At 48.8% G+C, this 12,835-nt stretch carries 5 protein-coding genes, 3 tRNA genes and 4 rRNA genes; 8 read left to right on the top strand and 4 right to left on the bottom strand.

The window, feature by feature from the left end; translation table 11 throughout:
* The first annotated feature begins 15 nt into the window (after positions 1–15).
* From rrf (U9J37_RS10425) to U9J37_RS10395, 7 genes are all read left to right on the top strand, one after another.
* A 5S ribosomal RNA gene (gene rrf / locus U9J37_RS10425) occupies positions 16–131 on the top strand.
* A gap of 318 nt (positions 132–449) precedes the next feature.
* Positions 450–2,001 (top strand): 16S ribosomal RNA (locus tag U9J37_RS10420).
* Between the two features lie 64 nt (positions 2,002–2,065).
* Positions 2,066–2,142: transfer RNA gene (locus tag U9J37_RS10415), tRNA-Ile, on the top strand.
* A gap of 38 nt (positions 2,143–2,180) precedes the next feature.
* Positions 2,181–2,256, top strand: a tRNA-Ala gene (locus tag U9J37_RS10410).
* Between the two features lie 299 nt (positions 2,257–2,555).
* A 23S ribosomal RNA gene (locus tag U9J37_RS10405) occupies positions 2,556–5,444 on the top strand.
* Positions 5,445–5,534: 90 nt separating this feature from the next.
* A 5S ribosomal RNA gene (gene rrf, locus U9J37_RS10400) occupies positions 5,535–5,650 on the top strand.
* The 16S, 23S and 5S rRNA genes sit together here with 3 tRNA genes alongside, the layout of an rRNA operon.
* A 41-nt stretch (positions 5,651–5,691) precedes the next feature.
* Positions 5,692–5,768, top strand: a tRNA-Asp gene (locus tag U9J37_RS10395).
* A 621-nt stretch (positions 5,769–6,389) separates the two neighbouring features.
* Here U9J37_RS10395 and glpX read toward each other — a convergent pair.
* Complete coding sequence (gene glpX, locus U9J37_RS10390; RefSeq protein ID WP_005474139.1) at positions 6,390–7,397, bottom strand: class II fructose-bisphosphatase; 1,008 nt, start codon at positions 7,395–7,397, stop codon at positions 6,390–6,392.
* 293 nt (positions 7,398–7,690) lie between these two features.
* Between glpX and zapB the strand changes: the two genes are divergently transcribed.
* Positions 7,691–7,933: a cell division protein ZapB gene (zapB, locus tag U9J37_RS10385; RefSeq protein ID WP_005474192.1), complete on the top strand. Its 243-nt coding sequence runs from the start codon at positions 7,691–7,693 to the stop codon at positions 7,931–7,933.
* A gap of 68 nt (positions 7,934–8,001) precedes the next feature.
* On the opposite strand, the gene metF is transcribed toward zapB, so the two are convergent.
* The 3 genes from metF to U9J37_RS10370 form a co-directional block, all read right to left on the bottom strand.
* Positions 8,002–8,895 (bottom strand): methylenetetrahydrofolate reductase, encoded by an 894-nt coding sequence (gene metF / locus U9J37_RS10380; RefSeq protein WP_005474202.1) that lies wholly within the window; start codon positions 8,893–8,895, stop codon positions 8,002–8,004.
* 242 nt (positions 8,896–9,137) lie between these two features.
* Positions 9,138–11,549 (bottom strand): bifunctional aspartate kinase/homoserine dehydrogenase II, encoded by a 2,412-nt coding sequence (locus U9J37_RS10375; protein ID WP_005474204.1) that lies wholly within the window; start codon positions 11,547–11,549, stop codon positions 9,138–9,140.
* On the bottom strand, positions 11,549–12,715 hold the full coding sequence (locus U9J37_RS10370) for an O-succinylhomoserine (thiol)-lyase (protein ID WP_005474223.1): 1,167 nt from the start codon (positions 12,713–12,715) through the stop codon (positions 11,549–11,551). Before U9J37_RS10370 ends, U9J37_RS10375 begins: the two co-directional genes overlap by 1 nt.
* Positions 12,716–12,835: the final 120 nt, after the last annotated feature.

Here is a 12,835-nt window from a genome sequence, read left to right as displayed (position 1 = left end):
AGATTAAAGAATTTGCTTGGCGACCATAGCGATTTGGACCCACCTGATTCCATGCCGAACTCAGAAGTGAAACGAATTAGCGCCGATGGTAGTGTGGGGCTTCCCCATGTGAGAGTAGGACATCGCCAGGCTTTAATTTCGACTTTGCTTATTTACTAAGCAAGTCACCATAAAGTTCTAAAAAAGTTTAGAGTTTTATGTTGACTTCAACAGTCAATCGCGTATTATACGCGTCCTGCTTAAGTGCTAAGGCACTGAAAGCAAAGCTCTTTAACAATATAAACCTATCAATCTGTGTGGGCACTCGTTGATGATAATCCAAATAGTTTCTTCGGAAACAATTTAGGTTTCAATGAAACGAAGTGACCAACGAGTCGCAAGACTCAGCACAGTCAATTCAAACATTACTTTATGTAATGTTCAGTATTCATTGAGCCGAACAAAATCTTAAATTGAAGAGTTTGATCATGGCTCAGATTGAACGCTGGCGGCAGGCCTAACACATGCAAGTCGAGCGGAAACGAGTTATCTGAACCTTCGGGGAACGATAACGGCGTCGAGCGGCGGACGGGTGAGTAATGCCTGGGAAATTGCCCTGATGTGGGGGATAACCATTGGAAACGATGGCTAATACCGCATAATAGCTTCGGCTCAAAGAGGGGGACCTTCGGGCCTCTCGCGTCAGGATATGCCCAGGTGGGATTAGCTAGTTGGTGAGGTAAGGGCTCACCAAGGCGACGATCCCTAGCTGGTCTGAGAGGATGATCAGCCACACTGGAACTGAGACACGGTCCAGACTCCTACGGGAGGCAGCAGTGGGGAATATTGCACAATGGGCGCAAGCCTGATGCAGCCATGCCGCGTGTATGAAGAAGGCCTTCGGGTTGTAAAGTACTTTCAGCAGTGAGGAAGGTGTTGTCGTTAATAGCGGCATCATTTGACGTTAGCTGCAGAAGAAGCACCGGCTAACTCCGTGCCAGCAGCCGCGGTAATACGGAGGGTGCGAGCGTTAATCGGAATTACTGGGCGTAAAGCGCATGCAGGTGGTTTGTTAAGTCAGATGTGAAAGCCCGGGGCTCAACCTCGGAATTGCATTTGAAACTGGCAGACTAGAGTACTGTAGAGGGGGGTAGAATTTCAGGTGTAGCGGTGAAATGCGTAGAGATCTGAAGGAATACCGGTGGCGAAGGCGGCCCCCTGGACAGATACTGACACTCAGATGCGAAAGCGTGGGGAGCAAACAGGATTAGATACCCTGGTAGTCCACGCCGTAAACGATGTCTACTTGGAGGTTGTGGCCTTGAGCCGTGGCTTTCGGAGCTAACGCGTTAAGTAGACCGCCTGGGGAGTACGGTCGCAAGATTAAAACTCAAATGAATTGACGGGGGCCCGCACAAGCGGTGGAGCATGTGGTTTAATTCGATGCAACGCGAAGAACCTTACCTACTCTTGACATCCTCAGAAGCTTGTAGAGATACGAGTGTGCCTTCGGGAACTGAGAGACAGGTGCTGCATGGCTGTCGTCAGCTCGTGTTGTGAAATGTTGGGTTAAGTCCCGCAACGAGCGCAACCCTTATCCTTGTTTGCCAGCACTTCGGGTGGGAACTCCAGGGAGACTGCCGGTGATAAACCGGAGGAAGGTGGGGACGACGTCAAGTCATCATGGCCCTTACGAGTAGGGCTACACACGTGCTACAATGGCGCATACAGAGGGCGGCCAACTTGCGAGAGTGAGCGAATCCCAAAAAGTGCGTCGTAGTCCGGATTGGAGTCTGCAACTCGACTCCATGAAGTCGGAATCGCTAGTAATCGTGGATCAGAATGCCACGGTGAATACGTTCCCGGGCCTTGTACACACCGCCCGTCACACCATGGGAGTGGGCTGCAAAAGAAGTGGGTAGTTTAACCTTCGGGGGGACGCTCACCACTTTGTGGTTCATGACTGGGGTGAAGTCGTAACAAGGTAGCGCTAGGGGAACCTGGCGCTGGATCACCTCCTTATACGATGATTATTGCGATGAGTGTTCACACAGATTGATGGTTTATACGTTTTAGAGACGATACTGGGTCTGTAGCTCAGGTGGTTAGAGCGTTCGCCTGATAAGCGAGAGGTCGGTGGTTCAAGTCCACTCAGACCCACCAATTTCCTTGAAGTTGGCATACAGTATCGACACCTTGACGGGGCTATAGCTCAGCTGGGAGAGCGCCTGCCTTGCACGCAGGAGGTCTGCGGTTCGATCCCGCATAGCTCCACCATCTTTAAGTGTTCTTCTTTCTTTAAATAGAAGGCAGAGTCTTTAAAAATGGTTTCATTAGAAATCTAGCTCTTTAACAATTTGGAAAGCTGACAAATCAAACTTTTAAGTTTGATTGTAAAGTTCTCAATGTTTGTCTTTAAGACAAACACCAATACAACACATTCAAGTGTTCTTGGCTTTTGTCTTACTTTTCTAAAGTAAGGTAGAAGAAAAATTGAGTCCGGCAAAATCGTGTCTGCACATGTATAAAAATGCAGACAACTTTGGTTACGTAACAAAGACCCTTTGGGGTTGTATGGTTAAGTGACTAAGCGTACACGGTGGATGCCTTGGCAGTCAGAGGCGATGAAGGACGTATTAACTTGCGATAAGCCCAGATTAGGTAGTAAAAACCATTTGAGTCTGGGATTTCCGAATGGGGAAACCCACGTGCATAAGCACGTATCATTAACTGAATACATAGGTTAATGAGGCGAACCGGGGGAACTGAAACATCTAAGTACCCCGAGGAAAAGAAATCAACCGAGATTCCGAAAGTAGCGGCGAGCGAAATTGGACTAGCCCTTAAGCTTTACACACGTTAGACGAACGGTCTGGAAAGTCCGACGATACAGGGTGATAGTCCCGTAGTTGACGATGTGTGTTCAGTGAAATCGAGTAGGGCGGGACACGTGATATCCTGTCTGAATATGGGGGGACCATCCTCCAAGGCTAAATACTACTGACTGACCGATAGTGAACCAGTACCGTGAGGGAAAGGCGAAAAGAACCCCTGTGAGGGGAGTGAAATAGAACCTGAAACCGTGTACGTACAAGCAGTAGGAGCACCTTCGTGGTGTGACTGCGTACCTTTTGTATAATGGGTCAGCGACTTATATTCAGTAGCAAGGTTAACCATCTAGGGGAGCCGTAGAGAAATCGAGTCTTAACTGGGCGTCGAGTTGCTGGATATAGACCCGAAACCAGGTGATCTAGCCATGGGCAGGTTGAAGGTTGAGTAACATCAACTGGAGGACCGAACCGACTAATGTTGAAAAATTAGCGGATGACTTGTGGCTAGGGGTGAAAGGCCAATCAAACCTGGAGATAGCTGGTTCTCCCCGAAATCTATTTAGGTAGAGCCTCGGATGAATACTACTGGGGGTAGAGCACTGTTAAGGCTAGGGGGTCATCCCGACTTACCAACCCTTTGCAAACTCCGAATACCAGTAAGTACTATCCGGGAGACACACGGCGGGTGCTAACGTCCGTCGTGGAGAGGGAAACAACCCAGACCGCCAGCTAAGGTCCCAAATTATAGCTAAGTGGGAAACGATGTGGGAAGGCTTAGACAGCTAGGATGTTGGCTTAGAAGCAGCCATCATTTAAAGAAAGCGTAATAGCTCACTAGTCGAGTCGGCCTGCGCGGAAGATGTAACGGGGCTAAGCTATAAACCGAAGCTGCGGCAATGACTTTTAGTCATTGGGTAGGGGAGCGTTCTGTAAGCCGTTGAAGGTGTGTTGTAAAGCATGCTGGAGGTATCAGAAGTGCGAATGCTGACATGAGTAACGATAAAGGGGGTGAAAAACCTCCTCGCCGGAAGACCAAGGGTTCCTGTCCAACGTTAATCGGGGCAGGGTAAGTCGACCCCTAAGGCGAGGCCGAAAGGCGTAGTCGATGGGAAACGGGTTAATATTCCCGTACTTCTTACAATTGCGATGGGGGGACGGAGAAGGCTAGGTGGGCCTGGCGACGGTTGTCCAGGTTCAAGTGCGTAGGCTTGAGAGTTAGGTAAATCCGGCTCTCTTTAAGGCTGAGACACGACGTCGAGCACCTACGGGTGTGAAGTCATTGATGCCATGCTTCCAGGAAAAGCCTCTAAGCTTCAGATTGTAAGGAATCGTACCCCAAACCGACACAGGTGGTCGGGTAGAGAATACCAAGGCGCTTGAGAGAACTCGGGTGAAGGAACTAGGCAAAATGGTACCGTAACTTCGGGAGAAGGTACGCTCTTGACGGTGAAGTCCCTTGCGGATGGAGCTATTGAGAGTCGCAGATACCAGGTGGCTGCAACTGTTTATTAAAAACACAGCACTGTGCAAAATCGTAAGATGACGTATACGGTGTGACGCCTGCCCGGTGCCGGAAGGTTAATTGATGGGGTTAGTACTTGTACGAAGCTCTTGATCGAAGCCCCGGTAAACGGCGGCCGTAACTATAACGGTCCTAAGGTAGCGAAATTCCTTGTCGGGTAAGTTCCGACCTGCACGAATGGCGTAATGATGGCCACGCTGTCTCCACCCGAGACTCAGTGAAATTGAAATCGCTGTGAAGATGCAGTGTACCCGCGGCTAGACGGAAAGACCCCGTGAACCTTTACTACAGCTTGGCACTGAACATTGACCCTACATGTGTAGGATAGGTGGGAGGCTTTGAAACCGGTACGCCAGTATCGGTGGAGCCGTCCTTGAAATACCACCCTTGTAGTGTTGATGTTCTAACGTTGACCCCTTATCGGGGTTGCGGACAGTGCCTGGTGGGTAGTTTGACTGGGGCGGTCTCCTCCCAAAGAGTAACGGAGGAGCACGAAGGTGGGCTAATCACGGTTGGACATCGTGAGGTTAGTGCAATGGCATAAGCCCGCTTGACTGCGAGAATGACAATTCGAGCAGGTGCGAAAGCAGGTCATAGTGATCCGGTGGTTCTGAATGGAAGGGCCATCGCTCAACGGATAAAAGGTACTCCGGGGATAACAGGCTGATACCGCCCAAGAGTTCATATCGACGGCGGTGTTTGGCACCTCGATGTCGGCTCATCACATCCTGGGGCTGAAGTCGGTCCCAAGGGTATGGCTGTTCGCCATTTAAAGTGGTACGCGAGCTGGGTTTAGAACGTCGTGAGACAGTTCGGTCCCTATCTGCCGTGGGCGTTGGAAGATTGAAGGGGGCTGCTCCTAGTACGAGAGGACCGGAGTGGACGAACCTCTGGTGTTCGGGTTGTGTCGCCAGACGCATTGCCCGGTAGCTAAGTTCGGAATCGATAACCGCTGAAAGCATCTAAGCGGGAAGCGAGCCCTGAGATGAGTCTTCCCTGACTCCTTGAGAGTCCTAAAGGGTTGTTCGAGACTAGAACGTTGATAGGCAGGGTGTGTAAGCGTTGTGAGGCGTTGAGCTAACCTGTACTAATTGCCCGTGAGGCTTAACCATACAACACCCAAAGGGTTTTGATGGACTCGATACAAGAATTACTTGATTGTGTTTTGAGAGCACAAACAGCTTTCCAGATTAAAGAATTTGCTTGGCGACCATAGCGATTTGGACCCACCTGATTCCATGCCGAACTCAGAAGTGAAACGAATTAGCGCCGATGGTAGTGTGGGGCTTCCCCATGTGAGAGTAGGACATCGCCAGGCTTTAAATTATGGACACTTGCTTGTAGCGAGTACGCCACTGCGGAGTGGTAGTTCAGTTGGTTAGAATACCGGCCTGTCACGCCGGGGGTCGCGGGTTCGAGTCCCGTCCACTCCGCCACTTATACTAAGCCCTAGTCGAAAGACTAGGGCTTTTTTACGTTTCAAATTTCCGAAAATGCTGCGCACTTTTTCACGGACCGAAATATCGAACCATCAAGCCCGTGCGTTCACCCAGGCAATAGAGTACCAATTCAATCACTGTGCTACTTATTTGAAAGCCTAGTCTTGCGACTAGGCTTTCGTCGTTTCTTGGTCAAGAAAACTTCTGTGCTGACCAATGAGTCTCAGCCGTATTATCCAAATAGCCTGCGATTGTTTATGAACAAGCTCCGTAAGAACGAGGAATAGCAAACTTTGTTAAACGTTACTTGCCTTCGCGTGTAAGAGAGCTCTAATTGGATGTAAGTCTACCCACTCAGGACCGCCAGTCTAAAGACATATTTGGCCTGTAACTTTCCTACAGCTGAACTTATACCAATAAGCTTTGTTTCATGCTCATATGCTAATCATTAGAAAAGTTTAGGCGGAGGTTTTCATTACTATGTTGAGGGCTCTGGAAGGGATACAACGAGGTTAAATCTTTATACCTATTGTAGGCGCATTCTTTCAATTCTCTAATTGTTCCGGATACAAAAAAGGCCAGCAGAAGCTGACCTCAACTCATAATGTTCTATGAGAGTTAGAGAATAATATCTCTGACTTCTGGGTCTTTGCGTTCAAGGTAGTGAATTGATTTGATACGGCGAATCGTGCGGCAGCGACCGCGAATCAACAGAGTTTCTGTCGTTGCGATATTGCCTTGGCGTGTAATACCTTCTAATAGGTCCCCTTTAGTGATGCCCGTAGCTGAAAACACAACATTATCACTGCGTGCCATGTCTTCCATCTTTAAGACTACATTCGCTTCAACACCCATCTCTTCACAACGTTCTAGCTCTGCAGCACCGTAGATGCGGTTTTCTTCGCTATTCCCTTTTACTTCATGTCGTGGGAGTAGTCGTCCATTCATATCACCGTCCAGTGCACGAATGACAGCGGCGGAGACTACGCCTTCTGGAGCGCCACCTACACAGTACATCGCATCCACTTCACTGTCTGGCATACAAGTCAGGATCGATGCTGCTACGTCACCATCAGGCACGGCGAAGACTCTGACACCCATTGATTGCATTTCAGCAATGACATCATCATGACGTGGCTTCGCGAGTGTTATGACGACTAAGGTGTCGAGTGTTTTGTTCAGTGCCTGAGCGATATTCTCTAGGTTCTCTTTTAATGGCTTATGGAGATCGATACAGCCTTTTGCGCCAGGACCAACAACGAGTTTCTCCATGTACATATCTGGGGCTTTCAGGAAGCTTCCTTTTTCTCCCGCAGCAAGAACGGCTAACGCGTTAGACTGCCCCATTGCGGTCATACGCGTCCCTTCTATAGGGTCGACTGCAATATCAACCTCATCGCCCCCGATACCGACATTTTCTCCGATATACAGCATTGGCGCGTCATCGATCTCACCCTCACCGATCACAATTTCACCACTGATCTCTGTTTTGTTGAGCAGTGAGCGCATCACCTCAACAGCGGCCCCATCGGCGGCGTTTTTGTCGCCTCGGCCAAGCCATTTATAGCCTGCTAATGCAGCGCCTTCTGTTACTCGAGAAAATGCCATTGCTAAATCGCGTTTCATGATAGCTCCAAAGTAAGGGGGAATGAGAAAATCGGCAGGATTCTAACACAATGACAGGAAAACGTTTGCTATTTCGTGTAATTTGAATTGAACTCGATCAAAGCAGCGTCGAAATTCCTCGGGTTCGCACTTTGAATCTCTTTCAGTCAGGGGATTGTCAAGCTGTGCTGTTTTTTTGACCGAATGGCACAAAATATCGAATATAGGGCGTGTTTATCATTCTCGGGCTGAGTAGAATGAAGGTATTGAGTGGAGAGCCCTTCACATAAACGAATAACTAAAGGTAGGCTAAGATGTCTTTTGAAGTACTAGAACAACTAGAAGCGAAAATCCAAACAGCAGTCGATACTATTTCTTTGCTACAGATGGAAGTTGAAGAGCTGAAAGAAGAGAAAGAAAAGCTTGCTCTTGAGGCGAATGAGCTACGTTCTAGCCGCGAAGAATTGGAGCAAAAGGCTCAACAGATGCAACAAGAACATGCTGCATGGCAAGATCGCATCCGTAACCTTCTAGGTAAAATGGATGAAGTCGAGTAAGTTGAACACTTATCTGTGACTGAATTGAAAAAAGGTTGGCGAATGCCAACCTTTTTACGTTTTATCGATTATGAAGCGGAAGGTCGAACACCTAGCGTATGACACAGAGCGTATGTCATTTCCGCACGATTAAGCGTATAGAAATGGAAGTCTTTCACACCTTCGCGACTGAGCACTCGGATCATATCTATCGCTTGGCTAGCACCAACTAGCTGGCGAGTTGTCGGATCATCATCCAGACCTTCAAACTGTTTTGCCATCCAACTCGGTACTTTTACGTTATTCTGTGCAGCAAAGCGTGAGGCTTGCTTAAAGTTTGAGACTGGCAGGATGCCCGGTACTATTTCTACGTCGATTCCGGCAGCGACACAGCGGTCTCGGAAGCGGAGGTAGCTTTCGACATCAAAAAAGAATTGTGTGATGGCACGGTTTGCACCGGCGTCGACTTTGCGTTTTAGGTTCAGGAGATCAGCTTGCGCACTTTTCGCCTCAGGGTGGACTTCAGGGAAAGCGGCAACCGAGATATCAAAGTCATGACGCTCTTTTAATAATGTAACAAGATCGGATGCGTACATCTCAGGCTTACCACCACCCGGTGGGATATCGCCACGCAGTGCAACAATACTCTGAATGCCGTTATTCCAGTAGTCATCAGCGATTTGAATGAGTTCTTCACGGTTCGCATCAATACAGGTCAAGTGTGGTGCTGCGACCAAGCCAGTTTCAGCTTTGATTTCTTTGATGATTGAATGGGTACGGTCACGTTCGCCTGAGTTAGCTCCATAGGTCACAGAAACAAACTTCGGCTTTAGTGTTTTTAGGCGGTGCACAGAGTTCCAAAGCGTCTCTTCCATTTTCTCGCTACTTGGCGGAAAAAATTCAAATGACACATTGATGTTGTCAGAAAGTTCAGCGATATTCTGGTTTAAGGCGTCAATATGACCTGCGTGTGTGTATCCCATCTTACTCTCCCTGTGGCAACTCTGCCCGCTCAAATCCAAATCCTCAAATTGACGTTTAGACGTCTATATGTCCACAGAATGTCTTGAATACCATTTAATGTCAATAATCTAATTATGAATTTTATTCAAGTTGAACATGAGCGATATTGAAGTTCACTTTACTGGAGTTCTCTGTCTATGATTCTAGACAGAGTTTGCGAGTCAGGATGAAAAAGGGCTGTATGAGACAGCCCTAGATAGGTTTAAAGGAGGCTAGAAAGTAGATTGAGATCCGATTGAATCGCGCCAGAGGTTACTTCTCTTCCTGCGCCTGGTCCACGGATAACGAGTGGGTTGTCTTTGTACCATTTGCTCTCAATCGCGAAAATGTTGTCACATGGCAGTAGATTAGCCAGTGCATGTTCTTTGCTTAATGCTTCGACGCCGACGCTCGCTTGGCCATTTTTCTCGAGACGGGCAACGTAACGAAGCACTTTATCTTCACGCTGTGCTTTCTTGAGTCGTTCCGCAAGTAGTTCACTGAGCAATTGACTCTTGTCTAGAAAGTCATCGAGCGAGAGCGCTGCCAACTCTTCAGGGACTAGACTTTCGACCTTGACGGCTTCTGGCTCTATGGCTAACCCTGCTTCACGGGCAAGGATAACCAGTTTACGCATAACATCCGAACCATCAAGGTCGTTGCGTGGATCGGGCTCGGTAAGGCCTTGTTGCCAGGCTAAATCAACTAACTCGGCAAAAGGTACCGAACCATCATACTGCTGGAAAAGCCATGAGAGCGTTCCAGAGAAGATTCCTGACAGTGCTTGGATATCATCCCCACTTTCTCGCAAATCACGCACTGTGTGGTTGATAGGAAGTCCTGCACCGACAGTTGCGTTGTATAGCCAATGGCGATTTATCTTTGCGAAGGCATCTTGGACTTGATGATAATATTTGCTTGAAGCCGAACCCGCGACTTTGTTCGCTGATATTAGATGCATACCTTGCTCTGCAATTTTCAAATATTGGCTTGCCAGCTCTTTGCTTGCGGTGACATCCAAAACGACGACATCATCGTAACCTTGAATCGCGCCAAGCTTGGTAATCCACTCTCCAGGTTGGTACTCGGTGGCTTCATCGTCAAAGCGGGCACTCACTGAAGCGGCATCAATGCCTTGCGGGTCAAACCAATATGTTTGGCTGTCGATGACAGCAACTAACTCAAAGTTCATACCGCGGCGCTTTTCTAGTTCGGTTTTTTGTTCAGCAAATAGGGTTAGCCAGCTTGAACCTATGTTCCCTTTGCCACACAGGGCGATGCCAACGCGTTTTTGAGCTTGGAACAACTGGCTGTGAATAGCTTTTACCAGCGGAGTAGTGTCGGCTTTGCGTAAAACGGCGACTAAGCTCAAGCCAGATTGAGATTCAGAAACAAATTCAACAGGCGAGGATTTCAGTTTTTGATAGAAACCATAGCAGTGGTTGGCGTTTTTGGTCACTCCCGCACCTACTGCTGCGACCAATGAGAAGCCTTCCTTTAGTTTAATTTCCGCTTCGATTGCGGCATCTTGCAGGTGTTCTAGCGCACCGCCGGCAATTTCTGCGGTGTAAGCAAGACGCAGGGCATGCTGATCGTGTTGAACTTCATAGGTCAATGGCTCAAGCTGAGCGCGTTTCAGGCCTGAAAGGACTTCTTTTTCGAGTCGAGAAAAATCATGACCCGCAGAAAAATTGAGTTGGATAAGCAGTACTTCACTGAGTGAGGAAATGATTTTTGCTCCTCGACCAGAGGCCAATACACGCTCTATGCGAGTCGAGCCAGACTCTGGCTCGTAGCTACAGCGAAGATGTAGATCCATGGCGCTTTGGGCGACGGGTTGTAGCGTTCTGCTATGCAACACAGGGGCAGCGAGACGAGCGAGTTCACTGGCTTCATCCAGTCTGAGTAGTGGCAGTAAACATGCATCACTCACGATACGTGGATCCGCGCTGTATACCCCTGCAACATCACTCCAGATTGTCACTCGGCTGACTTCAGCCAGTGCCCCGATGACGGTGGCGGAGTAATCGGAGCCGTTTCTACCAAGCAGCACGGTTTGGCCGTGGTTATCTTGCGCCATAAAGCCGGTAATCACCACTCGGTGATGAGCATGCTGTGCCAACACTTCCTTTAATAGCGGGTATGACGTACCTCGGTCGACTTCTGGCTGAGTCCCGATCTCTGCTCGTAAGAAGGCGCGAGCATCTTGTGCAACGGCGTTTAGGTCGCTTTGGTTAAGGAGTGCCGCTAGGAGGCGTGATGACCATACTTCACCGTGGCCAAGCACCGCCGCTTTCTCCGCGTCAGTGAGTGGCGCGGTCAGTTCGCCTAATGTTGAAAACTCATCATGAAGTATTGCCAACAAGGCGTCTTGTTCGTCCGGTGCGATCAGCTCTTCAATCAAGGAAGTTTGGAATTGGCGGAGGCTTTGCAGCACTTCATGCGCTAGTCGGCCATCTTTGTTGAGGGATTCAATAAACTCGATCAGTCGGTTGGTGGTTTTTCCTGCTGCAGAGACGACAATCAGGTCTTCGCTGTTAGAGTACTCTTTTAAGATGGTGACTACGCGGCGGTAACATTCGGGATCGGCGAGGCTACTGCCGCCAAATTTGTGCAGCTGACGAGAAGCAGTCATTAGCATGCCTCCTTGGTTTGATTAAAGGCGCGGTCTAAGTCTGCAATTAGGTCACCGGCATCTTCCAAACCGACTGACAAGCGGAGCAACTGATGAGTGACTCCCGCTTCTGCAAGCGCCTCTTCACCCATCGCTCTGTGCGTCATCGAAGCTGGGTGGCAGATCAAACTCTCTACGCCACCCAAAGACTCGGCTAGTGAGAAGAGTTCGAGCTGGCCAACGAAGTGTTTGAGCTGCTCAAAGCTTCCTGCAAACTCAAAGCTGAGCATAGAGCCAAAGCCAGACTGCTGTCGTTTCGCTATTTCGTGTCCTGGATGATCCGGAAGACTCGGATGATAAATGGTTCCAACGAGGTCTTGGTTTTTGAGGTACTCAAGGATTTGCGCCGAGCTTTCTTCATGCACCTTCATGCGTGCCCCTAAGGTGCGTATGCCACGTAGGGTCATATAGCTGTCAAATGGAGTACCTGTCGCGCCGATACAGTTGCCCCACCAAGCAAGCTCCTCTGCATGCTGTTCGGTTTTAGTGACGACCACGCCACCAATGACATCTGAGTGGCCATTAATGTACTTGGTGGTTGAGTGAATAACGAAGTCTGCGCCTAATTCGAGAGGCTTTTGGAACACTGGTGTTAAAAAGGTATTGTCGACACCGACGAGCGCACCAACCTGTTTTGCTTTGGCGCATACTTTTGCGATATCGACCACGCGCACTAAAGGGTTGGAAGGGGTTTCAATCAAGATGAGTTTCGGATTTAACGCAATGGCGGCATTGAGCGCTTGCTCGTCCGATTGATCAACAAACTGCACTTTGAAGTCACCTTTTTGTGAGCGCGTGTTGAATAAACGGTATGTGCCACCGTAGCAGTCATGAGGCGCGATGATGAGGTCATCTGGGCCCAAAAATGCAGACACCCATAAGTTGAGCGCAGAGGTGCCGCAGTTTGTTACTACCGCGCCTTTACCTGACTCTAACTCAAACAATGCGGTTTCAAGTAAGCCGCGGTTTGGGTTGCCTGAGCGGGTATAGTCATACTGAGGAACTTCACCAAATGCTGGAAAGCCATAGTTTGTCGAGAGGTAAATAGGGGGAACAACAGCGTGGTGTTGAGTGTCTGATTCAATACCAGTACGTACGGCAATGGTGGCTGGCTTATGGGCGCTCATAAGTGTTTCCTTTCGAACAGTGGTGACAACTTGTAGGGAATACGATATACCTGATGGATGTTAGATATATGTTATTCCATCTCCATATCTCACCACTTTACTTCTCATTTTTAGAGACGT

The organism is Vibrio sp. 16, assembly GCF_963681195.1.
GTDB lineage: Bacteria > Pseudomonadota > Gammaproteobacteria > Enterobacterales > Vibrionaceae > Vibrio > Vibrio sinaloensis_D.
This window is presented reverse-complemented; position numbering and strand designations above follow the sequence as displayed.

Excerpts from the sequence above, each read along its gene's own strand:
- metF (WP_005474202.1), bottom strand. The coding sequence starts at position 8,895 with ATGGGATACACACACGCAGGTCATATTGACGCCTTAAACCAGAATATC.
- U9J37_RS10375 (WP_005474204.1), bottom strand. The coding sequence starts at position 11,549 with ATGACTGCTTCTCGTCAGCTGCACAAATTTGGCGGCAGTAGCCTCGCC.
- U9J37_RS10370 (WP_005474223.1), bottom strand. The coding sequence starts at position 12,715 with ATGAGCGCCCATAAGCCAGCCACCATTGCCGTACGTACTGGTATTGAA.
- glpX (WP_005474139.1), bottom strand. The coding sequence starts at position 7,397 with ATGAAACGCGATTTAGCAATGGCATTTTCTCGAGTAACAGAAGGCGCT.
- zapB (WP_005474192.1), top strand. The coding sequence starts at position 7,691 with ATGTCTTTTGAAGTACTAGAACAACTAGAAGCGAAAATCCAAACAGCA.